This is a genomic window from Aeromonas sp., from assembly GCF_051657805.1.
GTDB lineage: Bacteria > Pseudomonadota > Gammaproteobacteria > Enterobacterales > Aeromonadaceae > Aeromonas.
Window position 1 is genome coordinate 361,664 of sequence record NZ_JBOFLJ010000010.1, and the last position, 26,183, is coordinate 387,846.

Consider the following 26,183-nt stretch of genomic DNA (forward strand, 5'->3'; position numbering starts at 1 on the left):
CCATCAGAGAAGAGTGACGAGATGAGCCAGACGGCGCAAGACGAGCGCTGGATGCGGCATGCGATGGCGCTGGCCAACAAGGCAGAGGGGATCGGCGAGATCCCGGTCGGTGCCGTGCTGGTGCGAGACGGTGAGGTCGTGGGGGAGGGGTGGAACCGTTCCATCAGCGAGCACGACGCCTGCGCCCATGCGGAGATCATGGCGATCCGCGCCGCCGGCGAGCGGCTGCAGAATTACCGGCTGCTCGATACCGTGCTCTACGTGACCCTGGAGCCCTGCTGCATGTGCGCCGGCGCCCTCATTCACAGCCGGGTCAAACGAGTGGTCTATGGGGCCAAGGATCTGAAGACGGGAGCAGCGGGATCTGTGTTCGAGATCCTGCAGGACCCTCGTCACAACCACAGGGTTGAACTGCAGGGGGGCGTGCTGGCCGAGGTTTGCTCGGCCCAGCTGTCTGCTTTCTTCAAGCGGCGCCGCGCCGAAAAGAAGGCGGCGAAGCAGGCTGCCAAGCCAACGGAACTCCCCTCAGCCTGATCTGGCGGGGCTCCCTGTCCCCTTGGGGCCTGGCCTATTTGGGGCTTTGCCTATGTCGGGCGGAGCAACCTGGTCCCTTCTCGTCCCTGCCTATATAAGGTGGGAGAAGCACTCCCTATTTACCGGCCGATCGGCCCGGTTTCCCGCCCCGAAAAGAAGCGTCTCATCGGCGTATTCATGTAACAAAACTGTCATGCAACCGCCATATAATGCCGCCAAGCCTAGCTCACATTGAGGTTTTGCATGTCATCGGAATCGATCAACCTGGTCATGGCGGGCAGTAGAAAACGCCGGATCAAGGACAAGTTGGCCAAGTACGGGGTCACCACGGGTGGTGGCCTGGTGCTGGTGGCCTTATTGCTTATTTTCTTCTACCTGCTCTATGTGGTGAAGCCCATCTTCAATGGCGCCAGCATGGAAGCGACCTCCTCCTTCACGCTGCCGGTGCAGGGCAAGACCGCCTGGCTCGGTGTCGAGGAGCAGAACGAGATCGGTTACCGCTTCAGCGACCAGGGCCAGGTCAGCTTCTTCGCCGTCCAGGCCGATGGCAACCTCAAGGTGGGTCAGGTGCTGGGTCAGAGCCAGGTGGCCGGCCAGATCACCTCGGTGGCGGCTCCGGCCCCGGGCCAGAAACTCATCGCCTACGGCTTCGCCGATGGCAAGGCGCTGGTGGTCCAGCCCGCTTTCAAGGTCTCCTATCCCAATGACGTGCGGGTCATCGAGCCCAGCCTGCAGCATCCCTTCGGCGATGAGCCCATGGTGGTGGATCCGCAGGGCAAGGCCCTGACACGCCTGGTGTTCGAGGCGACCAAGGACAAGATGGCCGCCGCCGCCGTGACCGAAGACGGCCGCGGTGTGATGACGGTGATGAGCGGCGAGGAGAACTTCCTCTCTGGGGAAGTAGAGTGGAGTAGCGAGAACTACGCCATTCCCTCCCTGCCGCGTCACGTGGATCAGATGTTGTTGACCCCTAACCTGCGCATCCTGTTCGTGCGCGATGGCAACCGCCTCTCCGTTTACGACATTCACAACCTGAACGATATCTCCCTGCGGGACGTCATGGAGATCAACGCCCCCGATGCCAACGTGACCCGGGTCGAGCTGCTCTCCGGCGCCTCTTCCCTGTTGGTGGGCAACGACAACGGTGTCATCTCCCAGTGGTTCGAAGTGGCGAAGGATGGCAAGCGCCAGTTTACCCAGATCCGTGACTTTAAGGGCGATGGCGCCGTGGCGCTGCTGACTCCCGAGCATTTTCGCAAGGGCTTCATCAGTGCGGCTCAGGATGGGACCATCAACTTCTTCCACGCCACCGGCGAGACCAAGCTGCTGACCGAGAAGGTGGAAGGCGGCGCCATGGCGGCGCTCGCCATCTCCCCGCGCCACAACCTCTTGCTGGCCCAGCAGGGGGATGGGTTCAAGCTGTTTGATGTGGAAAACGATCACCCCGAGGTGACCTGGTCGGCGCTCTGGCAGCAGGTGTGGTACGAAGGCTACCCCGAGCCCATGTATGTGTGGCAGTCCACCTCGGCGAGCAACGACTTCGAAGCCAAGCTGAGCCTGGTGCCCCTGGTATTCGGGACCCTCAAGGCCTCCTTCTACGCCATGGTGTTTGCCGTGCCGCTGGGCGTGGCCGGTGCCATCTATACCGCCTACTTCATGTCGGCGGGCCTGCGCAAATACGTCAAGCCGACGGTGGAAATCATGGCGGCGCTGCCGACCGTGATCCTGGGGTTCCTGGCCGGTCTCTGGCTCGCCCCCATCATCGAAGGGGCCCTGCCCGGGGTGATATTGCTGCTGATCCTGCTGCCCATGGGCATGCTGCTGACGGCGCTTATCTGGAACTACCTGCCGGAGCGCGGCCGCACCTGGCTGCCGGACGGCTGGCACGCCATCCTGCTCATTCCGGTGCTGCTCTTCATCGGTTGGGGGGCCTTCGCCCTGAGCCCGCTCATCGAGAACGCCTTCATGCACGGTGATTCGCGCATCTGGCTGACCCACGAGATGGGCATCAAGTTTGACCAGCGCAACTCCCTGGTGGTCGGCATCGCCATGGGCTTCGCGGTCATCCCCACCATCTTCTCCATCGCCGAAGATGCGGTCTTCTCGGTGCCCAAGCACCTCACCCAGGGCTCACTGGCGTTGGGGGCGACCCCCTGGCAGACCCTGAGCCGGGTGGTGATCCTGACCGCGAGTCCGGGCATCTTCTCGGCGGTGATGATGGGCCTTGGCCGCGCCGTGGGTGAGACCATGATAGTGCTGATGGCCACCGGCAACACCCCCATCATGGACTTCTCCATGTTCCAGGGGCTGCGCACCCTGGCGGCGAACATCGCCGTGGAGATGCCGGAATCGGAAGTGGGCAGCTCCCACTACCGGGTATTGTTCCTCGCGGCCTTCGTCCTGTTTGTATTCACCTTTATGTTCAACACCCTGGCAGAGTTCGTGCGTCAGCGGCTGCGTGAAAAATACAGCTCTCTGTAAGGAACGACTCTGTCATGGACAAGGAATCGACAATGGGTAAGTGGTTTAAATCAGGGGCTCCCTGGATCTGGATGACAGGCGGTGCCGTCAGCCTGAGTCTGGTTGCCGTACTGGGCCTGTTGCTGCTGATAGGCTGGCGTGGTCTGGTCTACTTCTGGCCTCACCCCATCTATGAGTGGCAGTTGCAGGATGAGCAGGGCAACAAGAGCGTGCTCATCGGCGAGATCAACGACCGCGAGCAGGTGCCGGTGGAGCGGCTGCGCTCCGCCGGGCTGGCCCTGGCCGGGGAGGAGCGCGAGCTGCTGACCCGCTATCTGGTCAAGACCGGCAACCGGGAGTTCGTCGACCTCGATTTTCGCTGGATCCTGGAGACGGACATCAAGTCCCAGACCCAGCCGGCCGAGCTCGCCATGGTCGAGCGCACCACCAACGGCAACTTCTACGGTTACATCGTCGGGGTGAAGGAGGATGGCAAGGCGCTGACCGAGGACCTGCATCCCGCCCTGCAGCGGGTGCTGGAGCGTGCCAACGCCCTGTCCGAGAAAGCCAATGACTTGCAAAAGGGTGACATCGGCAGCATCAACTACCAGCTGGAGCGGCTGCGCCTGAAAGAGCGCAAGGCCGAGCTGGAAGACAAGCTGACCGACGAACTCAAGGCCGATCTGGCACGTCAGCGTCAGGCCCTCAACGACAACTACCAGGTGCTGGAGAAGGAGCTCTTCTCCCTGCGCACCCAGGCAGACAGGGACAGCATCACGGTCAAGGACATGCGCGGCGAGCTGGTGACCATGCCCATGTCCAGGGTGCTGGACGTGGTCTGGCCCAACGACATGAGCCTGCCGGCCAAGGTGGGGCACTGGTTCCACCAGATAGGCAAGTTCGTCTCCGACGATCCCCGTGAGGCCAACACCGAGGGCGGCGTCTTCCCGGCCATCTTCGGCACCGTCTTCATGGTCCTGCTGATGGCCATCATAGTGACCCCCCTCGGGGTGGTGGCGGCGGTCTACCTGCACGAATACGCGGGCAAGAACAGCCTGACCAAGATCATCCGCATCGCGGTGATCAACCTGGCGGGTGTGCCCTCCATCGTGTACGGGGTGTTCGGTCTGGGCTTCTTCGTCTACACGCTCGGTGGTTCGTTAGACCAGCTGTTCTACCCCGAGGCGCTGCCGAGCCCGACCTTTGGTTCCCCCGGCGTCATCTGGTCGGCCCTGACTCTGGCCATCCTGACCCTGCCGGTGGTGATCGTCTCCACCGAAGAGGGGCTGGCCCGGATCCCTAGCACCATACGCCAGGGCTCCCTGGCCCTGGGGGCCACCCAGGCCGAGACCCTGTGGCGCATCGTGTTGCCCATGGCGAGCCCGGCCATCATGACAGGCCTTATCCTAGCGATAGCGCGTGCGGCGGGTGAAGTGGCGCCCCTGATGCTGGTGGGGGTGGTGAAACTGGCGCCGACCCTGCCGATGGATGGCAACTTCCCGTACCTGCACGTGGAGCGCAAGTTCATGCACCTGGGCTTCCACATCTATGACGTGGGCTTCCAGAGCCCGAACGTCGAGGCGGCGCGCCCCCTGGTCTACGCCACCTCCTTCCTGCTGGTGACGGTGATCGTGGGTCTGAACCTGACAGCCATCGGCATACGTAACCACCTGCGCGAGAAATTCCGCTCTTTGGAACATTGATGCAGGTGAAGCTGACCGGCATCACGGGCATCCGGAACCATTTACGCGAAACATTCCGGTCGCTGGAACATTGATCCGGCTGACCCAGACTGAGATGAGGAAGGTGCGGCCCGAGGGCGGGCCGCACCTTCGAAACAACGCATGAGACGGTCGCTGGAGTCGCTCCGGCCACCTTGAATAGATTGAGGTAATAGATGATCAACGTAACACCGAACTCGACCCAGCATACCGCGACCGACCTGCTCAACCTGACCCCTGAGCAGACGGCCCTCGAGGTCAAGGATCTCAACCTGTACTACGGCAACAAGCAGGCGCTGTTCAACGTCAACATGAAGATCCCGAAAGGTCAGGTGACCGCCTTCATCGGCCCGTCTGGCTGCGGCAAGTCCACCCTGCTGCGTTGCATCAACCGGATGAACGATCTGGTGGATATCTGCCGCATCGAGGGGGAGATCCAGCTGCACGGCCACAACATCTATGACAAGGGGGTGGATGTCTCCGCCCTGCGCCGTCAGGTGGGCATGGTGTTCCAGCGTCCGAACCCCTTCCCGAAATCCATCTACGAGAACGTGGTCTATGGCCTGCGCCTGCAGGGCATCAACGACAGACGCACCCTGGATGAGGCTGCCGAGCGTTCACTGCGCGGCGCCGCCCTCTGGGAGGAGGTGAAGGATCGCCTGCACGACAACGCCTTCGGTCTGTCCGGTGGCCAGCAGCAGCGTCTGGTGATCGCCCGCGCCATCGCCATCGAGCCGGAGGTGCTGCTGCTCGATGAACCGACCTCGGCGCTCGACCCCATCTCCACCCTGACCATCGAGGAGCTGATCAACGAGCTCAAGAGCCAGTTCACCGTGGTCATCGTCACCCACAACATGCAGCAGGCGGCGCGGGTCTCGGATCAGACCGCCTTCATGTACATGGGGGAGCTCATCGAGTATTCGAACACCAACACCATCTTCACCACCCCGGCCAAAAAGAAGACCGAAGACTACATCACGGGCCGTTATGGCTAAGGTCGTCGCAGGGAACAGGGGCAAGGGGATGAAGCGCATGAATATCAGTGAACAGATTGGTAGTCGGTTCAACGGCTAAGGCATAATCGGAGCATCAAGGATTACTCGTATGGATAATATGAACCTCAATAAACACATCTCCGGTCAGTTCAATGCCGAGCTGGAGAACGTCCGCAACCAGGTGCTGGTGATGGGGGGCCTGGTGGAGCAGCAGCTGACCGACGCCATCGCCGCCATTCACACCCAGGATCTGGACGCGGCGCGCAAAATCGTGGCCAACGACCACAAGGTCAACGCCATGGAAGTGGCCATCGACGAAGAGTGCACTCGCATCATCGCCAAGCGTCAGCCCACCGCCTCCGATTTGCGCCTGGTGATGGCCATCATCAAGACCATCACGGATCTGGAACGCATCGGCGACGTGGCGGACAAGATCGCCCGCATGCTGACCGACAACGCCAACAAGCCGCAGCCGCCGCTGGTGTCGCTCGAGAACATGGGCCGCCGCACCATCAAGATGCTGCACGACGTGCTGGACGCCTTCGCGCGCATGGATCTGGATGCGGCCATCGTCGTCTACAAGGAAGATGACAAGGTGGATCGGGAGTACGAGTCCATCATCCGCGAGCTGATGACCTACATGATGGAAGATCCCCGCACCATACCTCAGGTGCTGAACGTGCTGTGGGCGGCGCGGGCCATCGAACGGGTCGGCGATCGCTGCCAGCACATCTGCGAGTACATCGTCTACTACGTCAAAGGCAAGGACGTGCGCCACACCAAGGCGGACGAGCTGAGCGACCTGCTGGGCAAGCACTGAGCAAAAAGTGAATAAAAAGGCGCGCAAAGCGCCTTTTTTGTTGCATTGAGAGTCATCTTAAGATAACGCCACCCCATGGAGGCTTTATCTGCTAGAATATGGCCCCTGTGTGAGTCCCGGATGGACTCACGGCCCGGTTTCCCGGGCCCAGTTTGCCGTCTTGTGTCAAGGCGGCTGTCGCAATAGGTCAATCATGAGTTTTGCCGATAGTCTGTTTTTCCTGATGTTGCTGGTCGCCAGCAGCGTGTTCTTCTCGCTCTCCGAGATCTCTCTCGCCGCCTCCCGCAAGATCAAGTTGCAGGTGATGGCCGACGAGGGCAACCGCCATGCCGAAAAGGTGCTGGCGCTGCAGGCCCAGCCGGGCAACTTCTTTACCGTGGTGCAGATCGGTCTCAACACCGTCGCCATCCTGGGCGGCATTTTGGGCGAGTCCGCCCTGAACCCCGCCATCAAGACCTTCATCTCCGAGTTTTATCAGGGCCCCTGGCTCTCGGAGATAAGCTCAGCCGCCTCCTTCGTGTTCGTCACCGGCATGTTCATCCTGATCGCGGATCTGATGCCAAAGCGCCTCGCCATGACCATGCCGGAGCGGATCGCCGTGATCGTCGTGCGTCCCATGATGCTGTGCGTCACCCTGTTGATGCCCCTGGTGTGGCTGTTCAACGGCATGGCCAACGGCCTGTTCCGCCTGCTGCACATCTCCATGGTGCGCAACGACGAGATCACCTCGGACGACATCTATGCGGTGATGGACGCGGGGGCCGAGGCCGGCGTCATCCAGCGCGAGGAGCATCAGCTCATCGAGAACGTGTTCGAGTTGCAATCCCTCGGGGTGACATCCGCCATGACGGCCCGTGAGAGCCTCATCTACTTCACCCTGCAGGAGGGGGAGGAGAGCATCAAGGCGAAGATCGCCGAACATCCCCACAACAAGTTCCTGGTGTGTGACCACAACCTCGACAGCATCAAGGGCTTCGTCGACTCCAAGGAGCTGCTGATCCGCGTCATCGGCGGTCAGAGCATCGATCTCAACAGCGGCTCCCTGGTGCAGAGCGTCATCATCATCCCGGATACCCTGAACCTCTACGAGGCGATGGAGTACTTCAAGAATCATCGCGGGGACTTCGCCGTGGTGATGAACGAGTACGCCCTGGTGGTGGGCATCGTTACCATGAATGACCTGATGAGCACCGTCATGGGGGAGTGGGCCACCCACGTGGTGGAGGAGCAGATCGTCCAGCGGGACGAGAATTCCTGGCTGGTGGACGGGGTAACCCCTATCTCGGACGTGATGCGGGCCTTCGACATCGAGGAGTTCCCGGAGAACCAGAACTACGAGACCATCGCCGGCTTCATCATGTACATGCTGCGCAAGATCCCCAAGCGCACCGACTCGGTCAAGTACGCGGGCTACAAGTTCGAGGTGGTGGACATCGACAGCTACAAGATCGATCAGTTGCTGGTGACCCGGGTCGAGCCCGTGGCCGCCGACAAGTTGCCCCAGGAGTCGCACCCGGCGGCTTGAGTGGTAGCGCCCGCCTCAGTGCATAAAAATGGCCCTATATGGGCCGTTTTTCGATAATATGCGAGCACAACAAGTTGAAAGGGCTGGGTGACAAGCTGCCTGGCCAAGTGGAACCCATGAATGGAAACCATAGTGACCGAGAAGGTCGTTCAGGAGTCATGAAGATGCCGTCTTATTCCCGTGCCCTTGGCTGTGTGGCCCTGGCCCTTGCCCTCGGGGCCTGTAGCCAGAGCGCGCCGCGAAAGCCAGCCGCCGCGCCCAAGCCCGTTGCCCCAGAGGCCGCCGTGGTGGTGCCCCAGCCCGATCCCGATGCCGTGGTGCAGAGCGCCGTGGCGGAGCCGAACCCTGTGTTCGACGAGGAGTACCACGGCCCGGATCAGGGGTCGCTGGAGTCGGTGACGGCCCTGTTTGCCCGCGGCTACATCGAATCGGCCATGCGCGAGACCATGCTGGCGGCGGTGCACAGCGACTACCCCCTGCTCGGCATGCGGGACGTGCGTCTGACGGACCCTGTCTCCAAGTTCCTCACCTCGGCCCAGGCCCGTACCACGGCCCACGACTACCTCTACGCCGGGGTGCAGCGCAGGCTGGGTCGTCCCCTGAGCCCCGCCCAGTGGGAGCAGATCTGGCAAGGCTACTCCCAGCAGGGGCGCGTCTCCGACTGGGTCAAGCAGACCAAGCGGGTACTGGCGGGACGCTAAGCCACCTAAAGATAGAATGCATGAGGCCACCCCGGGGTGGCCTCATCTATTGCTGGCGCTGAGCCGGCTCAGGAGGCGGCAGGGCCTGCTGGCTTGCCAAACAGCACCTTGAACTTCTCCCGCCAGGACAGGCCGCGGGCGTCCCTCAGCATGTCGCGCCACTCGTGGAAGGTGAGGGTAAACGGGTTGAAGCTGTGGATGGGCTTGGTGATGCCGAAGCGGCAGGGTTCGGCGGGATCTTCTTCCACGAAGGTGCCGAACAGCCTGTCCCAGATGATGAGCACGCCGGCGAAGTTGCGGTCTATGTACTTGGCGTTGCTGGCGTGATGCACCCTGTGGTGGGAGGGGGTGTTGAAGATGACTTCGAGCCAGCCCAGCTTGCCCACTACTTGGGTGTGGACGAAGAACTGGAAGCCCAGGCTCAGCAGCACGGTGGCGACCACGGCCTCGGGGGGGAAGCCGATGAGGATCATGGGGATCCAGAACAGCCACATGCCGGAGACGGGGTACATCAGGCTCTGGCGGAAGGCGGTGGAGAGGTTGAGTCGCTCCGAGCTGTGATGCACCACGTGGGAGGCCCAGAGCCAGCGCACGTGGTGGCTCGCGAAGTGGAACAGCCAGTAACAGAGATCCTGCAGCAGGAACAGCAGCAGCAGGCTCCAGAGGTTGAGTTCGATATCCAGTAGCCGCCAGCCCCAGAGCCCGTCGTAGAGGTAGGCGATGGCGATGGCCGCCAGGGCATCGCCTCCCTGGTGCATCAGGGCCAGGGAGGCATTGGCGAACAGGTCCCGCCATTGATAGCCGGCGGTGGGGAAGGCGGCGCCATGTTTGCGCAGGTAGAGCATCTCCCAGCCGACGAAGGCCAGGAAGAGGGGGGAGAGGTAGAGCAGCAGCAGTTGCACATCCATGTCAGTCATCCGGTTGGACCAGTTGGTGTCCAGCATACCGAAGAGATTTAAAAATTCATTAACATTTCATGGCTTTCAGCCCTGGCCTCTGTCGGCCGGGATCTTCACGTAGGCTGAAGGGACGGGCGCCAGAGTCTGTGGTGCCACGAGCGGCATGATGTCAGCTGAGGAGGAGAGAATGAGAGCAAACCAGGTTTGCGTCATGCTCAGCCTGTTGACCGCGAGTGCAGGGGCCAATGACAGTTTCAACAGCGAGTTGAGTCATTTTGCCGGCGGTGCGGCCATGGGGGCGGGCTTTACGGCCATTGCGGATCACTTTGGCTATCGGGAACACAGGGGCTGGATCGGTTTCGGCGTCTCCACCGGCATCGGCATCGCCGGCGAGCTGGTCGAGCAAGCATCGGGGGATGACTTCTCGGCCCTGGATGCGGGCGCCAATGCGCTGGGGGCTGCCCTCGGGGCCTATGGCACGGATCGCTGGCTGCTGGCACCCGTGGTGCTGCCCGAGGCGCACTATGTGGGGCTGGTGAGCAACTATCGTTTCTGATGGCAAGTTGGCTCGGCGTCGTCTGAATGAGAAGAGGGAGCCTGGGCTCCCTCTTTTGTCAGCTGATTTGCAGGATTAGAGCACCTGGCTCAGGAACTGGCGCAGGCGGGGGGAGGGCGGATTGTCGAAGAAGTCTCCGGGCTTCTCGTCCACCAGCAGCTCGCCGCTCTCCATGAAGAGTACCCGGTCCGCCACCTCCCGGGCGAAGCCCATCTCGTGGGTCACCACCACCATGGTCATGCCCTCTTTCGCTAACCCCTTCATCACGTCCAGCACCTCCCCCACCATCTCGGGATCCAGGGCGCTGGTGGGCTCGTCGAACAGCATGATGCGGGGCTGCATGGCGAGCGCCCGGGCGATGGCCACCCGTTGCTGCTGACCGCCGGAGAGCTGGGAGGGGTAGCTCTGGGCCTTGTTGGAGAGGCCTACCTTGAGCAGCAGCGCCTTGGCTCTCTCTTCGGCCTCTGCGCGGGAGAGCCCCCGCACCTTCTGGGGAGCCAGACTGATGTTGTCCAGCACGCTGAGATGGGGGAAGAGGTTGAAGGACTGGAACACCATGCCCACCTCTTCCCGCAGCTTGTTGACGTCACCGGGCTCGGTCAGGCTGATGCCGTCCACCACTATGTGGCCGTCGTTGATGGTCTCCAGCTGGTTGAGGGTACGCAGGAAGGTGGATTTTCCGGAGCCGCTCGGCCCCACGATGACCACTACCTCCCCCTCGGCCACCTGGGTGCTGACGTTCTTGAGGGCATGGACCTCGCTGCCGTAAAACTTCTCGACGCCCGTCGCCTTGATGATGGGATCAGCGGCTTTCTGCATATGTCACCTCCAACTGCCGGGCCGGAAAGGCGCGGGACGTGTCGGTCGTCGCAAAGTGTTGAGACTCCTGCCGGGCTCGAGCGATGGGGTTAGTTGCTTTTTGCATATTTCACCTCGAGACGGCGGACCAGGAAGGAGAGGGTACCGGTGAGTACCAGATAGAGCAGGGCCACGGTGAACCACACCTCGAACGGACTGAAGGTGGAGCTCACCACCTCGCGCCCGGCCTTGGTCAAGTCCGTGATGGAGATGACGGAGACCAGGGAGGAGTCCTTGATAAGGTTGATGAACTGGCCCGCCAGCGGCGGCAGCACGCGCTTGAAGGCCTGGGGCAGGATCACGTAGCGCATGGTCTGGGCCGAGGTCATGCCAAGGCTGCGGCCCGCCTCCATCTGCCCCTTGTGGATGGAGGTGATGCCGGCACGCACGATTTCCGCCACGTAGGCGCCGGTGAAGACCGCCAGCGCCGCCACCCCGGCGGTGAAGCGATCCAGATTTAATACGGTGCCGATAAAGAAGTAGACGATGAAGATCTGCACCAGCAGCGGGGTGCCGCGAATAAGCTCCACATAGGTCACCGCCAGGTTGCGCAGGGCGGGATTGGGGGAGAGGCGGGCAAGGCCCGCCAGGGTGCCCAGCAGGATGGCGAAGACGCCTGCCACCAGGGAGAGCTTGACCGTCATCCAGACACCCCAGGCGATGGGGCCGGCGGTCCAGCTTAACTGAGTGTCTAGCGTATCACCGAGGAAGACGGTATCCCCTTCGGCCACCTGCGCGCCCTGGGGGGCGATGGCCTGACGACGGCTGGCATCGGCATCGTCTTGCAGGAAGAGTTGTCCCTTCTCTGCGACCACGGTGCCATCAAATTCGGCAAAATGTTTCTGTTCGGCCTGATAGGCGATGTATTGAGGGATACGCTCCCAGCGCCAGGTGTAATCGACGGCCTGCACGGCCTTGTAGATGCCAAAGACGGCAACCAGCAGCATCAGCAGAAAGACGCCGTGCCAGAGCAGCTGGTTGGGCTGTTTTTCCATCTGTCTTGTGGATTTGGGGTTGATCACTGTCACAACCTCTCTTGTCGTTATTGTGGGAAAAGACTGCGTGAAAGGGGCGGCGAGCCGCCCCTTGAGAGGTTATTTGAGTTGATTCAACCAGGTCGTGGATTCAAACCACTTCTTGTAGAGACGGTCGTAGCTGCCGTCGCCCTTGATCTGGCGCAGGTAGTTGTTCAGCCAGTTGAGGGTGTCCTGATCCCCCTTGCGGATGGCCCAGGCCAGGGGTTCGAAGGTGAACGGCTTGTCCAGGTGGACCACGGCGCCCTGGTTCTGGGAGGCGAAGATGGCGTTGTAGGGCAGGTCGTAGATGAAGGCGTCAACCTTGCCGTTGATCACTTCCAGCTTGGCGTCGTCCTGGGTCTCGAACTGCAGCAGGGTTGCCTTGGGGATCATGCGCTTGACCGCTTGTTCACCCGTGGTACCGAGCTTGACCGCGATCTTGTACTTGGGATCGTTCAAGTCCTGGAAGGACTTGATCTCGCCCGCCTTGTCCTTTCGCAGCACTATGGTCTGGCCGACGACGATATAGGGATCGGCGAAGTTGACCCGCAGGTTGCGCTGGGGAGTGACCGTCATGCCGCCCATGATGACGTCGAACTTGTCGGTCAGCAGGGCCGGAATGATGCCGTCCCAAGCGGTGTTGACGAACTCCACCTTGACCCCCATCTCCTTGGCGACCATCTTGGCCAGATCCACGTCAAAGCCGATGTACTGGCCCTGTTTGTTGGTCATCTCGAAGGGTTGATAGCCGGCGTCGAAGCCGACCCGCAGCACGCCGCGCTCCAGCACGGCGTCCAGGGTGGAACTGGGGGCGGCGGCGTTGGCCAGCCCGCACAGCAGCAGGGTAGAGAGAATGAGTTTTTTGATCATATCGGTGACGTCTCTGTCGAAAGTGTGTTCGGCCTTGAACCTGCTCCCGTGCGACTCCATGGCACAAGAGACTGCTGCATCCGGCAACAGGCAAGACAGGATTATTGTCTTGGGTCGGGCAAAAGCCCCATATGAGATTCTATGAATGGTCTGCTGAGTGAAAAATGTACCAAAACTTGATTGTGCTAGAAGACTCAATAAGTTAGTGACGATTTTTCCTCGTGGCTTGACTCATAAAACCACACGAAAACAACATATCTATCTAATGGCGCGGGTTCAAGTGCAAAACGCCGTCGGGGTCACTTTGCGCGACTTTCCCATGGCTGAGGGGGATCAAACGAGCGCGCTTCCCTTGATGTGTGTTGTCATATGACACTCTATGTTGCCGCGTCCAAGGTGCACCCTGGAATTATTTGAGCGGGAGGGTGGGCTCCCTCTGTGTCTTGCCATGGCCTTCCCATATACTCAGCCATCCTCACAGGAAGGCCCGGGTATGGACACCTCAATACTGCTCGAACTGGACGTATTCACCCTGATGCTGATGGCCCTCGGGGGTTACAGTCTCGGTTTCATCACCCTCTCCATCATCTGGGCAACCCACAGGGAGATCCCCGGCCTCGGGCTCTGGTGGTGGTCCAGTCTCTGTGCCCTGGCGGCCCAGTCCCTGTTTTTCCTGCAGGCCTTCTCCCCCAACCTGGCGGGGATCTGGTTCGCCAACCTGCTCATCACCTTCTGCATCGCCCTGATGCCGCTGGCGCTGCAACGCTTCTTCGGTCAGGCCCCGAGCTGGCGGGCGTTCGCACTCTTCATGGCGATCTATGTGGTGCTCCTCTGCTGGACCGTGCTGTTCAACGATCATATGGCGCCCAGGGTGCTGCTGGCTTGCCTCAGCTACATGGTGATCGGGGCCGTGATAGTTCGGCAGGTGTGGCGCCACGGCTATCCCGCCTACCTGCCCGCCGTGCTGGTGTTCACCGTGGTCAACGTGCTGCTGTACGGCTTCAACCTGGTGCGGATGGGGGCCCTGTTCAGCGGCGAGGTGCGGGTGCTGATGGATCAGCACGCGGTCAATGTGCTGCCCTTCCTCTCCATGCTGATGGGCAACTACCTCTCCACCTTCGGGGTCTTGCTGCTCTGCACTCAGTACCGGGCCCTGGCCCTGCGCCAGCAGGCGAGCCAGGATCCCCTGACCGGCTTGCTGAACAGGCGCGGCTTTATGGCGCGCTGTGCCAAGTCATCCAGACGAGGTGCCCTGGTGGTGCTGGATCTCGACGACTTCAAGCAGATCAACGATCGCCACGGCCACGAGGCGGGGGACAAGGTGCTGGCGGCGGTGGGGGCCTATCTCGCCGCCCAGCGGGATCTGGTGGCCGGCCGCTTCGGGGGGGAGGAGTTCGTGTTGTTGCTATCGGAGCGCGAGCCGATCGCCCAGCAGGCGCGCTGCGAGCAGATCCGCGAGGAGATAGCGGCGCTGCCGCTGGCCGGCATCCAGATCACCGTCAGCATGGGGCTGGTGCCCTGCCAGCACGGCTGGCACTTCGATACCCTGTTCAGCCAGGCGGATCGGGCGCTTTACCGAGCCAAGGGTAGCGGTAAGAACCGGGTCTGCCAGAGCGCCTGACGGGGCGCTCCATTCACGTTGGCGCTCAGGCCGGCTCGGTGGTGAGTGGGCGCGGCGCCTGGGCCTTGAGGAAAGGCAGCAGCAACAGGGCGGAGACGCCCGCCGCCACCGAGATCACCACGAAGAAGCCGTTCCAGTGCCAGATCTCCAGCACCCTGGCCAGGGGGTAGCCCGACAGCGCCGCCCCCATGTAGGCAAACAGGCCGACAAAACCGGTGGCGGCCCCGGCGCAATCCTTGTGGGAGCACTCCGCCGCCGCCATGCCGATCAGCATCTGGGGCCCGAACACGAAGAAGCCGATGGTGAAGAAACAGGCTGCCTGCATCACGTAGCTGAAGAAGGGCATCAGCCAGAGCGAGCCCACCGAGAGCAGGATCCCCACCGCGAAGATGAGGTTCATGGGCCCCCGGTTGCCGTTGAACAGCTTGTCCGATCCCCAGCCCGCCACCAGGGCGCCGATAAAGCCTCCCACCTCGAACATCGAAATCGCCGAGTTCGCGCTCATCAGGTTGAAGCCGCGCTCCTCCGTCATATAGAGGTTGCCCCAGTCGTTGATGGCGGTGCGCACCACGTAGACCAGCACGTAGCAGCAGGCCAGCAGCCAGATATAGGGGTTGCCGAGCACGTATTTGTGCAGGATCTGGCGGGGCGTGAGGCCGGTATCCTGGGTCTGCTGGGCGATTTCCAGGGCATCGTTTCGCCACTGGCCCACCGTCGGCAGCCCCATGGTGCTCGGGGTGTCCCGCAGTCGCCAGCAGAGGAAGAGTCCGGCCAGGATGGCGATGATGCCGGGCACTATCATGCCGTAACGCCAGCCGTGTTGCAGGGCTATGGAGCTGACGATGAGGGGAATGAGAGCGCCCCCCACGTTGTGGGCTGTGTTCCAGACCGACCACCAGGCGCCGCGCTCGGTGCGGGAATACCAGCTGGTGAGGAGCTTGGAGCAGGGGGGCCAGCCCCAGCCCTGGAAGAAGGCGTTGGCCACCATCAGTGCCGCGAACAGCCAGAGCGACGACGAGAGCCCGAACAATATGTTGATGACCCCGGTCGCCATCAGCCCGAGCCCCATGAAATAGCGCGGGTTGGCTCCGTCGCTGATGATGCCCGAGAGGAACTTGGACACCCCGTAGGTGAGGTAGAACAGGGTGCCGAGCAGACCGATGTCGGCCTTGTCCAGCAGGCCGTTTGCCAGCATGTCCGGCATGGCGAAGTTGAAGCTCTTGCGGGTGAAGTAGAAGACCGCGTAGCCCAGATACATGGTCAGCAGCAGGTGGATGCGCCAGTGGCGATAGGTCGCGTCTATTTCCCGCTTATCCCGCAGCGGCGGCACCGGTGGGCGGCTCTTGATAAAGCTCAGCATGGCAATCTCTTCTGGCACAAGGACTCAGGCATGGGGTTCCTCCCGTTTGCGGCGGGGCAGGCAGAGGGTCAGCTCGGTGCCGTGCAGGCAGGAAAGTTGCAAGGTGCCGCCGAGCGCCTGTACCCGCTCGCGGATGCCGAGCAGGCCATAACCCTGGGGGCTGTGCTCGGGCAGGCCGCAGCCGTCGTCCTCCAGTTGCAGCAGCAACTGGCTGTCCTGTTGGCGGGCCTGGATGCGCACCGAGCTGGCATTGGCGTGCTTCACCACGTTGTTGAGCCCCTCCTGGCAGACCCGAAACAGGGTGACCCGCTGGGCATCGGAGAGATCGCTATCCCGCAGCTGCCACTCGAGGCGGGTGACGATGCCGCGGCGCTCGAGTTCGAGCTCTCGCAGCAGCCCCTGTACCGCCTGCTCCAGGCTCATGTCGTCGAGCTGACGGGGGCGCAGGCGACCGAGCAGGCCGCGCACCGCGTCGTAGATGCCCAGCGACAGGGTATCGATGAGGGCGCTGCTCTGGCCGACCCCGGCATTGTCCGGGGCGAGCCGCCGCACTATGCCCGCCTGGGTGCGGATGGCCGTGATGGTCTGGCCGATGTCGTCGTGCAGCTCCCTGGCCACCTCCTTGCGGATGCACTCCTCGGTCTCCAGCAGCCGCTCGGTGAGCTGGCGATTGTGGGCGAGTTGGCGGCTGAGCGCCTGGTTTAGCTCCCGCTGGCGCTGGATGCCGGCGCCGAGCAGCAGGCCGGTCAGGCTCTGGGCCAAGAGGGAGAGCAGCAGATCCAGGGGATGTTCGTGCCAGGCCTGGCTCGCCATCAGGGCGACCGTGTTCATCAGGGTGGCGAGCAGGGCCCCCTGCCAGCCGTAACGCCAGGCCATGGCCATGATGGGGATGGCGAGGCAAAACGGCGTGAAGCGCACCAGGGAGTCCGGCAGGCCGAGCTGCAACCAGAGGCTCAGCACGAACAGCAGCAGATACCAGAACAGGTGGCGAAAGCGCCAGTCCACCGGTTGATCGATGAGGGCCGGGCCGAGGGGCACCCAGGTTGCCCGGGTCAGGTAGTGCCAGATCAGCATGCAGGTGGAGGTGAGGGTCAGGCCACCGGTCAGGGTCAGCAGCAGGGCGGTGAGTGCCTCCTCTCCCGCCAGATACCAGAGCAGGGATTGCAGCAGAGCCGCCACCGTCACGGTGGCGAGCAGCACCAGCAGTTGTTGCCAGTCGTTGCGCACGCGCTGGCGGCGGGCCACTAGCAGGGGCACCAGGGTGAGCAGACTGCCGGCCTGGAGAAATGGCCACAGGGGGATGCCGACCTCCTGATCGAGCCAATGTAGCAGCAGGGCCTCGCAGATCAGCAGTGGCGGCCAGTAGGGGAGCGGGCTTTGCAACAGCAGGCCGAGCCGCAGACCGAACGGGAACAGCAGCACCGCCAGGGACGGGTGCTCCACCAGGTGAAGGCCTATGCTCCAGAGGCAGAACCAGCCGGCGGCGAAGATGAAGCTGGCCGCCAGGGAGATGGCGGCATAGCTGGCGAGGCGGGGGATCACCAGCTGTCCAGCATGCGGTGGGCCAGCTCCACGTTGTTGCTGACCTTGAGTTTGTCCATCAGGTTCGCGCGGTGCACGTGCACCGTCTTGGGGGAGAGGCCGAGCTGCTCGGCGATGGCCTTGACCTCCAACCCGCGTGCCAGCAGCTGCGCCACCTCCCGTTCCCGGTTGGTGAGGGGATCCCGGCTGTTGCAGGCGAGTTTGTGGGCAATGTCCGGGGTCAGGTAACAGCCGCCAAGGGCGGCGGTACGCACCGCGGCGATCAGCTCATCCGGGCTGCAGCGCTTGGAGAGAAAGCCCTTGGCCCCCGCCTGCAGGGCCTGCTCCACCAGGGCCGGGCTGTCGTGCACCGACAGCATGACCACGGCGAGGCCGACGGGCAGTTGCCTGAGCAGATCCAGGCCGGACTGATCCGGCATGGAGATGTCGCACACACACAGCTGGACGCCGCTGCCGGGCAGGCCGGCGAGGGCCTCTTTGGCTGAGCCGAATTCGGCGACGACCCGCAGATCGGGTTCCAGATTGAGCAGTTGGGCGAAGCCGGAGCGGACGATCTGGTGATCGTCGATGAGGGCAATGTTTATCATGATGTCAGCCTGAGATGGGCGCCTAGGGGGGCTGGCGCGGCGAACAAGATACCCGTGGCGTCACCTTGGCTCAAGGGGGAGGGGAAATTGTGAGCAAGATAAGTGGCGATCCGTGCCCAAAGCTTGATCCGGATCAGGCCGGGCACGCGCCGTGCGCCACGGGGCGCGGGCAGCGCGTGCCCCTCTGGCTCAGCGGTGCAGCTCGCCGGCGCGCTCGGGTTGATAGACCACTTCCAGGATCTCCACCTGAATGGTGCGACCGGCGGGACCCGGCCAGGCGATGCTGTCGCCCACCTTCAGTCCGAGCAGGGCGCTGCCGACCGGGGCGAGCACCGAGATCTTGGTCTCATCCCCCAGTGCATCTTTGGGGTAAACCAGCGTCAGACAGAAGTCACTGTCGTTGTTTTGCATCTTGAAGCGCACCGTGCTGTTCATGGTCACCACGTCCGGCGGCATGTCCGCGGGCTCGCGGATCTCGGCACGATCCAGCTCCTCCTGCAGGGCCAGGTGCTGGGGGTGGTTGCCGAGCAGTTGCTCGATGCGATCGAGATCCAGGCTGGAAATCACGAGATGTGGCTGTTTCATAGGGCATTCCTTATCAATGGCTGACGGGACCAGGATGACGGGCAAGCTGGTCGAAAGATGAATATGGGTTGTGTAATGAGATCGCAAGCGCGATGCCCCCGAGCGACTCGCGCAGCGGGGCGAGGGCGGGGGCTCAGCGGGGTGTGAGCAGACTGGAAAAAATCATGAGCGCTTTCATGTGGATACCATAACCATTCCTGACGGCTTTGGCAATTGCCCACACTAACGCTCAGGGGGCCTGATAGTCGTACTGCCTGAGGATGCGGGCCAGACTGCCATCTTGTCGCATCCCCTCGATGGCCTGGCGCCAGCGCGCGGCCTCCCTGGGGGAGAAGTCGGGGTGAGCTGCGAGGTAGATGGCGGTCTGTTGCAGGGTCTCGCCCCGCACCAGGTCCGCGAGGGGGAGTCCGGCCTGCTGCTGGGTGTAGCGGGCCGTGTTCCAGGCCACGGCCCAGCCCTGGATGCGGCCCATGGCCAGCTTGCTGGCGTTGCTTATCTCCTCCGTCACCGCCTCCTCCCTCCCCTTGGGCAGGGGTTGGCTCAGGCTCTGGCCGTAGGAGCCGCGCATCACCCCGAGCGCCAGGGTTGGCAGCTCGCGGCGGGTGAGCGGGGCAGGGTGATGGTCGCGATGGCTGGCCAGCACGAAGGCCTCCTCCAGCAGGGGGGCGACCCAGAGAAACTGGTGCTCCCGCTGGGGGTTCCTGACCGGGGGGAGCAGCAGGGTATCGGGTCGATAGCGGGCCTGGCTGAGGGCGCGGGCCAGCGGCATCAGCTCTATGGTCAGGGGCTCGCGCAGGCGGCGCGCCGCCTCTTCCAGCACCTCGATGGCCATGCCGCTCGGCGCCCCCTGCTGGCTGCGAATGACATAGGGCGGCACCTCGGCGGCGATGACGGTGACGGCCTGGGCTGTCTGGGCCGCCAGCCAGAACGGGACGACGAGGAAGGGGGAGACAAGAAGACGCATAGGGAGCCGGCCAGGGGATGAGGCCTGGGAGTGTACCATCCTGCCGGCCCGGATCCGCCAGCCCCATATAGATAAGAGGGGTCAGTCAAAGAAATCCCGCAGATCCAGGCTCTGGTAGCCGCCGAGTTGCTGCCAGGGCAGCTGTTTGGGCAATGGCCTCGGGGTCACCTCCATCCGGTAGCTGCGATAGCCGTCGAGGCTCGCGGACTCCACCACCAGGGGGAGTTGCCACTGGCTCGACCAGAGGATGCGGGTGCGCTGCTTGCCTTCGCGCTTCTCGTACCAGCGCGCCTGGGCGGGGGCCGCCTCATCCAGTGCCGTCATCCCCTGCAGCAGGGCCGGATCCACCAGATGGCGGATCTTGTCCCAGTCCGGGGTGAAGCCCACCTGGCCGTACTCCTCCGCAGGGACCTCCACCAGCTGGTTGTGCCAGGCGTCGGCGTAGCGCAGCTGCAGCTCACCCTCTTCCCCGTGCGTGACCCAGCGGGCCGCCATCTGGTGGGTGAAGTGCTTGTGACCCGGATTGGCGTCATGGGTAGCGTGATAGGCGCGGGCGAGCGGCAGGGGGATGAGCCGCTGGCTCCACACCTGGTTGCCGACCCGCATCCATTTCTCTTGCCAGTGGCTCTCCCGGGCGATGCCATCGGCGCCGGTGACGCGATTCTGGTAGCTGATGCGGGTGGCGAGATCCGGAACGTCGTCGAAATAGGCCTGGGCCATCAAGGGGCTGGCGAGCAGCCATAAAGGAAACAGGATTCGAATCATGATGTTCGCTCGAAAGAGCAGGGGCCAGAGTTTATCGGCTGGCCCCTGCCACTTACAGGCCGAGCGCCTCCCGCAGCTTGCCGAACACCTTGGTATTGTCGAGCGTGCCCTTGAAGCGGGTGCTGCCGGCACCACCGGCGAACAGCATGACATCGCCGCCGCCGTGGGTCTCGGAGCTCAGCTTGACGCCTGTCTCCTGCAGATAGTCATCCGCCATCACCTGATCGCTGGTGAGGGTAGGGCGAACATCCGGGCGGTTCGGGCCGTTGCCGAACACCAGGGTCGTGAAGGGCTTGCCCTGGGCATCGTTCTGAGTCGAACCGTCCGGATTCTTCACCAGATCCAGCACTGGGTTGCCCTTGGCGGAGTAGCCGTTGATGGTCATGGTGTGGTCATGATCCGCCGTCACCACGATCAGGGTGTTGCTCAAATCCACCTTGCCCAGCGCCGTCTTGACCGCCTCGTCCAGCGCCACCGCATCGGTGAGGGAGCGCTTGGCGTTGGTGGCGTGCAGGGCATGGTCGATACGCCCCCCTTCCACCATCAGGAAGTAGCCTTCGCTGTTCTGGCTCAAGAGATCGATGGCCTTGGCGGTCATCTCGGACAGAGACGGCTGGGTATTGGCGGCCCCCTTGGCGACGCGGTCCAGCTCATAGTCGAGGTGGGACTTGGCACTGAAGAGCCCCAGTACCTTGCCGTTTTGCACCTTGGCGAGATCGCTCTGGGTGGTGACGTACTGATAACCCTGGGCGCTGAGCTCGGCGGTGAGATCCCGGCCATCGGCGCGGCCCCCCTTGTTGCTGGCGCTGTAGGGCGTCCAGTGGTTGGCGCCGCCCCCCAGCAGCACGTCTACGCCATCCCCGAGCGCCTGGTTGAAACCAGCGCCGCCCGGTACCGCTTGCTCGGCGATGGCATAGGCCGCATCCCGGTGGCAGATGTGGGAGTAGGTAGCGGCCGGGGTGGCGTGAGTCAGCTCGGTGGTGGTGACGGCACCGACGGACTTGCCTGCCGCCTTGGCCAGCTCCAGTATGGTGGGCACAGACGTGCCGTTGTCACCGGCGCAGTTGTTGACCCCCTTGTTGCCGTTCACATCCTTACCGGGTGCCACGGCTTTGGTGTCGCTGCTCATGGCGATCACCTCGTTGTTCATCTTGACCCCCGTGGTGTAGGCCGCCATGGAGGGGGCCGAATCCGTGGTCTGGGCATCGTTGGAGAAGGTCTTGATGCGCGCGCTTCGGGGCAGCTTCATCATCTCCAGATCCCCCTCTTCCCCGACCTTGAACAGCCGGGTCGCGGTGAGCACCGTGGGGCCCATGCCGTCACCGATGAAGAGGATCACGTTCTTGGCATCGGCTGCCTGGGCCTGACCCGCCAGGGCGCCCAGCAGGGCGGTACAGACGAGGGTTTTATTCATGGCTGATTTCATCAGAATGCTCCTTACAGCTTGGCCGCAGCCTTGACCTTGCCGAACACGGCGGTGTTATCGAGAGAGCCGTGGAAGCTGTCCGCTCCCTGGCCGATGGCACCGAGGAAGACGTCGGTACCGCCATGGGTTTCGTTGCCGATGTCGCCAGTGCTGACCACCACCTCCTGGTGATAGTCGTTGGCCGAGACGGTGGTGTCATCGAGGGCGGCCACGCTGCTGCGCGGACCCTCCACCCGGTTGTAGCCGTTGCCAAAACCTATGATGGTGTAGGGCATGCCATCGCTGTCCTTGCTGGGCTCGCCGGTCTCGTAGTTCTTCACCAGGCCAAGCACGCCAGGGTTGCTGGCCGTTGTCTTGCCGGTACGTTTGGCATAGCCGTTCAGCACCAGCGTGTGGTCGTGATCGGCGGTGACCACGATCAGGGTGTTCTTGAGCTCGGGGTCGGTCTTCTTCACCTCGTCGATGGCGGCCTTGATGGCGTCGTCGAAGGCGAGGGTGTCCTGCAGGGCGCGCTTGGCGTTGGTATCGTGCAGGGCGTGATCGATGCGCCCCCCTTCCACCATCAGGAAGTAACCCTTCTCCTTGCCCTGGAGCTGCTTGATGGCGGCCAGGGTCATCAGGCTCAGGGACGGCTCGCTGGCGGGCCTGTCCAGGTCGTATTTCATGTGGCTCGAGCCAAACAGCCCCAGCAGCGGCTTGCCCACCTCGGCCTGGTTCAGCTGATCCAGATTGCTGGCAAACTGATAGCCCTTGGCCTGCATCTCCGCGATGAGGTCGCGGCCATCGGTGCGCTTGCCCTTGGCTGCGGTGGGCAGGAAGAAGCTGCTGCCGCCGCCGAGCACCACGTCCAGCCCCTCTTTCAGGGCCCCGTTGTAACCGGCACCGCCCGGGACCAGCTGGGCGGCGATGTCGGCCTCCAGATCCCGGTTGCAGATGTGGGCATAGGTGGCGGCCGGAGTGGCGTGAGTCACCCGGGTGCTGGTGACCACGCCAGTGCCGCGACCGTCGGCCTTCGCCAGCTCCAGCAGGGTGGTGACCGGCTTGCCGGCGCTCTTGCTGCAATCGCTCTCCTGGGTGGCGTCGCTGTCCATGCTGATGACGCCGTTGTTGCTCTTGACCCCCGTCATGTAGGCCGCCATGGAGGGGGCCGAGTCGGTGACCTGGGAGTCGTGAGAGAAGGTCTTGATGAAGGCCGTCTCCGGCAGGGTGTCTATGGTGAGGCTGCCCTCTTCGCCGACGCCGTAGATGCGGGCCGCGGTCAGGGTGTTGAGGCCCATGCCATCGCCGAGGAAGAAGATCACGTTCCTGGCGATGGGCTCGGGGGGATTGCTGTCGTTCGTGGAGTTGCAGCCGGCGGCCAGGGCGGCGCCGATCATCAATGCAAGTCCTGCCATCTTTCTCATTGGGGTTCGCTCCTTGTAAAACCTGAGCGCAGCCTAGAGGCGTCAGATGACACTTTTAGTGAAATTGGATGACAATCCGATGAAAGTGTTATCTAAATGTTATGTTGTATCAACCACTTATTGATGATGCTTCTGTTATTTAACCGCCCTTGATGAAGAGCGTCGGGTGGGGGCCGTGGCTTGGTGGTTTGCCTTCATCCGGCTAGAATGACCTGTCAAATTGAGGCGCCAACGGGTAAAATGCGCCCCCTTGCGACGCCAGACGTCCGCCATCGCTCGCCGCTCGTTCCCGCACGCCAGCGCCCGCAGCCCTTACAGAGAGTCACGGATATGTCCATCAACTGGTTCCCCGGCCACATGCACAAGGCCCGCAAAGAGATTGCCGAGGTCATGCCCCAGGTCGATGTCATCATAGAGATGATCGATGCCCGCATCCCCTTCTCCAGCGAAAATCCCCTGGTGCCCGAGCTGCGTGGTGAGACCCCGGTGATCAAGGTGCTGAACAAGGCAGACCTCGCCGATCCCGAGATCACCGAGCTGTGGGTGGCGCACATGGAGAAAGAGAAGGGGATCAAGGCGTTGCCCCTGACCCAGCAGGAGCCTGAGAAGATCAAGGCGCTGCTGACCCTGTGCCACGAAATGCTGCCGGAGCGCAACTTCGACCTGCGCGGGGTGCGCGCCATGATCATGGGCATCCCCAACGTGGGCAAGTCCACCCTGATCAACACCCTGGCGGGGCGCATCATAGCCCGCACCGGCAACGAGGCGGGGGTGACCAAGTCCCAGCAGCGGATCAAGCTGGACAACAACGTCATCCTGACCGATACCCCGGGGTTCCTCTGGCCCAAGCTGAACCCGCCCTCCTGCGGTTACCGGCTGGCGATCACCGCGGCCATCAAGGACACGGTGTTCGACTACGCCGACATCGCCATGTTCGCCGCCGATTACTTCATCAAGGCGTACCCCGAGCGGATCAAGGCGCGCTACCAGCTGAGCGAGCTGCCGGAAACCGAGATCGAGCTGCTCGAGCTCATCGCCCGCCAGCGCGGCTTCATGCGCAAGGGGGGGCTGGCGGATCTGCACAAGGCGTCCGAGATCCTGGTGAACGAGTTCCGCTCCGGCATGCTGGGTCGCATCTCCCTGGAGACCCCGGAGATGGTGGCCGTCGAAATCGTGGAAGCGGATGCCGAGGCCGAACAGAAGGCCAAGGAGAAGGCCGAACGGGAAGAGGAGCGCCAGGCTCGCGCCCGTCGCAAGTACGCCAAGAAGCGCCAAAAATAGCCGCTATTGTGCTTGGTATAAAGAAGAGGCGACCCCAGGGTCGCCTCTTCTCGTATGGGCTTCCCGGGACTGGGGCCAGCCAGGATAGTGGCGTACCTTGGTCGACATGATGTCTTCTTTAATAGGGAAGGGACCGCGGGGGTAGTGGCTGCCAGTTGTGCCGATAGCCATCCCCGTGGCCTTGTTGCGTTGCCCGTTTTTGCAGAAGGCCGGCAACTCCTTTAATCCTGATTGCTTGCCTAAAGGTGCGATGACATTTCTCGCCCATGCATGTCTGGTGCGGACAGATAAAACGCCAGTCAATCAAGGGGATAAGTGTGATGTCTGGCATGCGTCCGGCCATCAGCAGAAACGGCTCAACCCCTTTGGTGAGAAAAGTGCCGCCGGCGCCATCTCTGGCGGATTGACAATCCAATCGGCGGTGGCATGATGCGCTCGCATTTTGCCTCTCCTCACGGTTTTACCCATGACTACCTACACCCGGCCGGTGCTGTTATTGCTCTGTGGCCTGCTGCTGCTTACCCTGGCCATCGCGGTGTTGAACACACTCGTGCCGCTCTGGCTCGCCCATGAAAAGCTGCCGACCTGGCAGGTGGGCATGGTCGGCTCCTCCTATTTCTGCGGCAACCTGCTGGGCACCCTGCTGGCGGGGTCGCTGATCAAGCGGGTCGGCTTCAACCGCAGCTACTACCTGGCCTCCCTGATCTTTGCCGCCGGCTGTGTGGGCTTAGGCGTCACCCTGGGCTTCTGGAGCTGGCTCGGCTGGCGCTTCATCGCCGGGGTCGGCTGCGCCATGATCTGGGTGGTGGTGGAGAGCGCGCTGATGTGCAGCGGCACCGCCCGCAATCGGGGCCGTCTGCTGGCCGCCTACATGATGGTCTATTACGTGGGCACAGTGCTGGGGCAACTGCTGGTCAGCAAGGTGCCGACGGGGCTGATGGAGGTGCTGCCCTGGGTCACCGGTCTGGTGCTGGCGGCCATCTTGCCGCTGCTGTTCACCCGCATCGTTCACGAGCGCGGCGAGCCGCAAGCCACCACCCTGGTGTGGCCCATGCTGCGCCTGCGTCAGGCCCGCCTCGGGGTCAACGGCTGCATCATCTCCGGCATCGTGCTGGGGTCTCTGTATGGCCTGATGCCGCTCTACCTGAATCATCAGGGGGTGAGTGATGCCGGCATCGGCTTCTGGATGGCGGTGATGGTGAGTGCCGGCATCCTGGGTCAGTGGCCCATCGGCCGCCTGGCAGATCGATTCGGGCGACTGCCGGTGCTGAGGGTACAGGTCTTTGTGGTGATCCTGGGGGCCATGGGAATGCTAGGCAACCTGGCCATGGGGCCGGCGCTGTTTATCCTTGGCGTAGCGGGCTTCACGCTCTATCCGGTGGCCATGGCCTGGGCCTGCGAGAAGGTCGAACAGCATCAGCTGGTGGCGATGAACCAGGCGCTGCTGCTGAGTTACACCATAGGCAGCCTGCTCGGGCCGACCCTGACGGCGCTGCTGATGGAACACTACTCCGATAACCTGCTGTTCGTCATGATAGCCGGCGTCTCCCTTGTCTATCTGCTGATGCTGCTGCGCAAGATGGGCGAACACAGGACGCCGGTGGCCCATGCCTGATGACCCTGCGAGATAGAACCATTTGTTGACGAGTAGCGCTCGGGAGCGGGCTCATGGGATCACTGTTGTGCTTTATATA

Annotated in this window: 24 protein-coding genes; 12 read left to right on the forward strand and 12 right to left on the reverse strand. The window is 62.8% G+C overall.

The annotated features are described in order from the left end of the window. Positions 1 to 21: 21 nt before the first annotated feature. The 7 genes from tadA (at position 22) to ACRCYW_RS04345 (ending at position 8,756) form a co-directional block, all read left to right on the forward strand. Positions 22 to 534 carry a tRNA adenosine(34) deaminase TadA gene (gene tadA / locus ACRCYW_RS04315; RefSeq protein ID WP_438549028.1) on the forward strand — a complete coding sequence of 171 codons (513 nt, stop codon included), beginning with the start codon at positions 22 to 24 and terminating at the stop codon, positions 532 to 534. A gap of 243 nt (positions 535 to 777) precedes the next feature. After that, on the forward strand, positions 778 to 3,015 hold the full coding sequence (locus ACRCYW_RS04320) for a phosphate ABC transporter permease (protein ID WP_438548924.1): 2,238 nt from the start codon (positions 778 to 780) through the stop codon (positions 3,013 to 3,015). Positions 3,016 to 3,047: 32 nt separating this feature from the next. Continuing rightward, the gene (gene pstA / locus ACRCYW_RS04325; RefSeq protein WP_438548925.1) at positions 3,048 to 4,697 is read left to right on the forward strand and encodes a phosphate ABC transporter permease PstA; all 1,650 of its coding nucleotides are present in this window, start codon (positions 3,048 to 3,050) and stop codon (positions 4,695 to 4,697) included. Positions 4,698 to 4,891: 194 nt separating this feature from the next. Continuing rightward, positions 4,892 to 5,710: a phosphate ABC transporter ATP-binding protein PstB gene (gene pstB, locus ACRCYW_RS04330; protein ID WP_438548926.1), complete on the forward strand. Its 819-nt coding sequence runs from the start codon at positions 4,892 to 4,894 to the stop codon at positions 5,708 to 5,710. A gap of 109 nt (positions 5,711 to 5,819) precedes the next feature. Further along, positions 5,820 to 6,530, forward strand: coding sequence for a phosphate signaling complex protein PhoU (gene phoU / locus ACRCYW_RS04335; RefSeq protein ID WP_438548927.1), 711 nt, complete (start codon positions 5,820 to 5,822; stop codon positions 6,528 to 6,530). 193 nt (positions 6,531 to 6,723) lie between these two features. Further along, a complete protein-coding gene (locus ACRCYW_RS04340) occupies positions 6,724 to 8,055 on the forward strand; it encodes a hemolysin family protein (RefSeq protein ID WP_438548928.1) in 1,332 nt (443 codons plus the stop codon). A gap of 158 nt (positions 8,056 to 8,213) precedes the next feature. Then, the gene (locus tag ACRCYW_RS04345) at positions 8,214 to 8,756 is read left to right on the forward strand and encodes a hypothetical protein (RefSeq protein ID WP_438548929.1); all 543 of its coding nucleotides are present in this window, start codon (positions 8,214 to 8,216) and stop codon (positions 8,754 to 8,756) included. 68 nt (positions 8,757 to 8,824) lie between these two features. On the opposite strand, the gene ACRCYW_RS04350 is transcribed toward ACRCYW_RS04345, so the two are convergent. After that, positions 8,825 to 9,664 carry a sterol desaturase family protein gene (locus ACRCYW_RS04350; RefSeq protein ID WP_438549029.1) on the reverse strand — a complete coding sequence of 280 codons (840 nt, stop codon included), beginning with the start codon at positions 9,662 to 9,664 and terminating at the stop codon, positions 8,825 to 8,827. A gap of 178 nt (positions 9,665 to 9,842) precedes the next feature. On the opposite strand from ACRCYW_RS04350, the gene ACRCYW_RS04355 reads away from it, so the two are divergent. Further along, positions 9,843 to 10,211, forward strand: coding sequence for a hypothetical protein (locus ACRCYW_RS04355; protein WP_438548930.1), 369 nt, complete (start codon positions 9,843 to 9,845; stop codon positions 10,209 to 10,211). Positions 10,212 to 10,286: 75 nt separating this feature from the next. Here the strand turns inward: ACRCYW_RS04355 and ACRCYW_RS04360 are convergent, their stop codons facing one another. The 3 genes from ACRCYW_RS04360 to ACRCYW_RS04370 all read right to left on the reverse strand — a co-directional run bounded on the left by ACRCYW_RS04360 (position 10,287) and on the right by ACRCYW_RS04370 (position 12,955). Beyond that, positions 10,287 to 11,030: an amino acid ABC transporter ATP-binding protein gene (locus ACRCYW_RS04360; protein ID WP_438548931.1), complete on the reverse strand. Its 744-nt coding sequence runs from the start codon at positions 11,028 to 11,030 to the stop codon at positions 10,287 to 10,289. An 89-nt stretch (positions 11,031 to 11,119) separates the two neighbouring features. Further along, the gene (locus ACRCYW_RS04365) at positions 11,120 to 12,064 is read right to left on the reverse strand and encodes an amino acid ABC transporter permease (protein WP_438548932.1); all 945 of its coding nucleotides are present in this window, start codon (positions 12,062 to 12,064) and stop codon (positions 11,120 to 11,122) included. Positions 12,065 to 12,163: 99 nt separating this feature from the next. Beyond that, positions 12,164 to 12,955 (reverse strand): transporter substrate-binding domain-containing protein, encoded by a 792-nt coding sequence (locus ACRCYW_RS04370; protein WP_100859300.1) that lies wholly within the window; start codon positions 12,953 to 12,955, stop codon positions 12,164 to 12,166. Positions 12,956 to 13,448: 493 nt separating this feature from the next. On the opposite strand from ACRCYW_RS04370, the gene ACRCYW_RS04375 reads away from it, so the two are divergent. Continuing rightward, positions 13,449 to 14,576 carry a diguanylate cyclase gene (locus ACRCYW_RS04375; RefSeq protein ID WP_438548933.1) on the forward strand — a complete coding sequence of 376 codons (1,128 nt, stop codon included), beginning with the start codon at positions 13,449 to 13,451 and terminating at the stop codon, positions 14,574 to 14,576. Between the two features lie 25 nt (positions 14,577 to 14,601). Here ACRCYW_RS04375 and ACRCYW_RS04380 read toward each other — a convergent pair whose 3' ends face one another. From ACRCYW_RS04380 to ACRCYW_RS04415, 8 genes are all read right to left on the reverse strand, one after another. Then, entirely contained in the window at positions 14,602 to 15,936 is a 1,335-nt protein-coding gene (locus tag ACRCYW_RS04380; RefSeq protein ID WP_438548934.1) for an MFS transporter, read from the reverse strand. Positions 15,937 to 15,960: 24 nt separating this feature from the next. Then, positions 15,961 to 17,478 carry a signal transduction histidine-protein kinase/phosphatase UhpB gene (gene uhpB / locus ACRCYW_RS04385; RefSeq protein WP_438548935.1) on the reverse strand — a complete coding sequence of 506 codons (1,518 nt, stop codon included), beginning with the start codon at positions 17,476 to 17,478 and terminating at the stop codon, positions 15,961 to 15,963. Further along, positions 17,475 to 18,065 (reverse strand): transcriptional regulator UhpA, encoded by a 591-nt coding sequence (gene uhpA / locus ACRCYW_RS04390; protein WP_438548936.1) that lies wholly within the window; start codon positions 18,063 to 18,065, stop codon positions 17,475 to 17,477. The genes uhpB and uhpA overlap by 4 nt, the downstream gene beginning before the upstream one ends. A 189-nt stretch (positions 18,066 to 18,254) precedes the next feature. Further along, a complete protein-coding gene (gene rnk, locus ACRCYW_RS04395; RefSeq protein ID WP_438548937.1) occupies positions 18,255 to 18,650 on the reverse strand; it encodes a nucleoside diphosphate kinase regulator in 396 nt (131 codons plus the stop codon). Positions 18,651 to 18,879: 229 nt separating this feature from the next. Continuing rightward, positions 18,880 to 19,614, reverse strand: a complete 735-nt coding sequence (locus ACRCYW_RS04400; protein WP_438548938.1) for a substrate-binding periplasmic protein — start codon at positions 19,612 to 19,614, stop codon at positions 18,880 to 18,882. An 81-nt stretch (positions 19,615 to 19,695) separates the two neighbouring features. Then, positions 19,696 to 20,379 (reverse strand): hypothetical protein, encoded by a 684-nt coding sequence (locus ACRCYW_RS04405; protein ID WP_438548939.1) that lies wholly within the window; start codon positions 20,377 to 20,379, stop codon positions 19,696 to 19,698. Positions 20,380 to 20,431: 52 nt separating this feature from the next. Beyond that, complete coding sequence (locus ACRCYW_RS04410; RefSeq protein ID WP_438548940.1) at positions 20,432 to 21,805, reverse strand: alkaline phosphatase; 1,374 nt, start codon at positions 21,803 to 21,805, stop codon at positions 20,432 to 20,434. 11 nt (positions 21,806 to 21,816) lie between these two features. Next, positions 21,817 to 23,208 carry an alkaline phosphatase gene (locus ACRCYW_RS04415; protein ID WP_438548941.1) on the reverse strand — a complete coding sequence of 464 codons (1,392 nt, stop codon included), beginning with the start codon at positions 23,206 to 23,208 and terminating at the stop codon, positions 21,817 to 21,819. A 330-nt stretch (positions 23,209 to 23,538) separates the two neighbouring features. Here ACRCYW_RS04415 and ylqF point away from each other — a divergent pair, with 330 nt between their 5' ends. The 3 genes from ylqF (at position 23,539) to ACRCYW_RS04430 (ending at position 26,104) form a co-directional block, all read left to right on the forward strand. After that, complete coding sequence (gene ylqF, locus ACRCYW_RS04420) at positions 23,539 to 24,489, forward strand: ribosome biogenesis GTPase YlqF (protein WP_438548942.1); 951 nt, start codon at positions 23,539 to 23,541, stop codon at positions 24,487 to 24,489. A gap of 157 nt (positions 24,490 to 24,646) precedes the next feature. Continuing rightward, a complete protein-coding gene (locus tag ACRCYW_RS04425) occupies positions 24,647 to 24,919 on the forward strand; it encodes a hypothetical protein (protein ID WP_438548943.1) in 273 nt (90 codons plus the stop codon). A 36-nt stretch (positions 24,920 to 24,955) separates the two neighbouring features. Continuing rightward, complete coding sequence (locus ACRCYW_RS04430; protein WP_438548944.1) at positions 24,956 to 26,104, forward strand: MFS transporter; 1,149 nt, start codon at positions 24,956 to 24,958, stop codon at positions 26,102 to 26,104. The last annotated feature ends 79 nt before the right edge of the window (positions 26,105 to 26,183 follow it).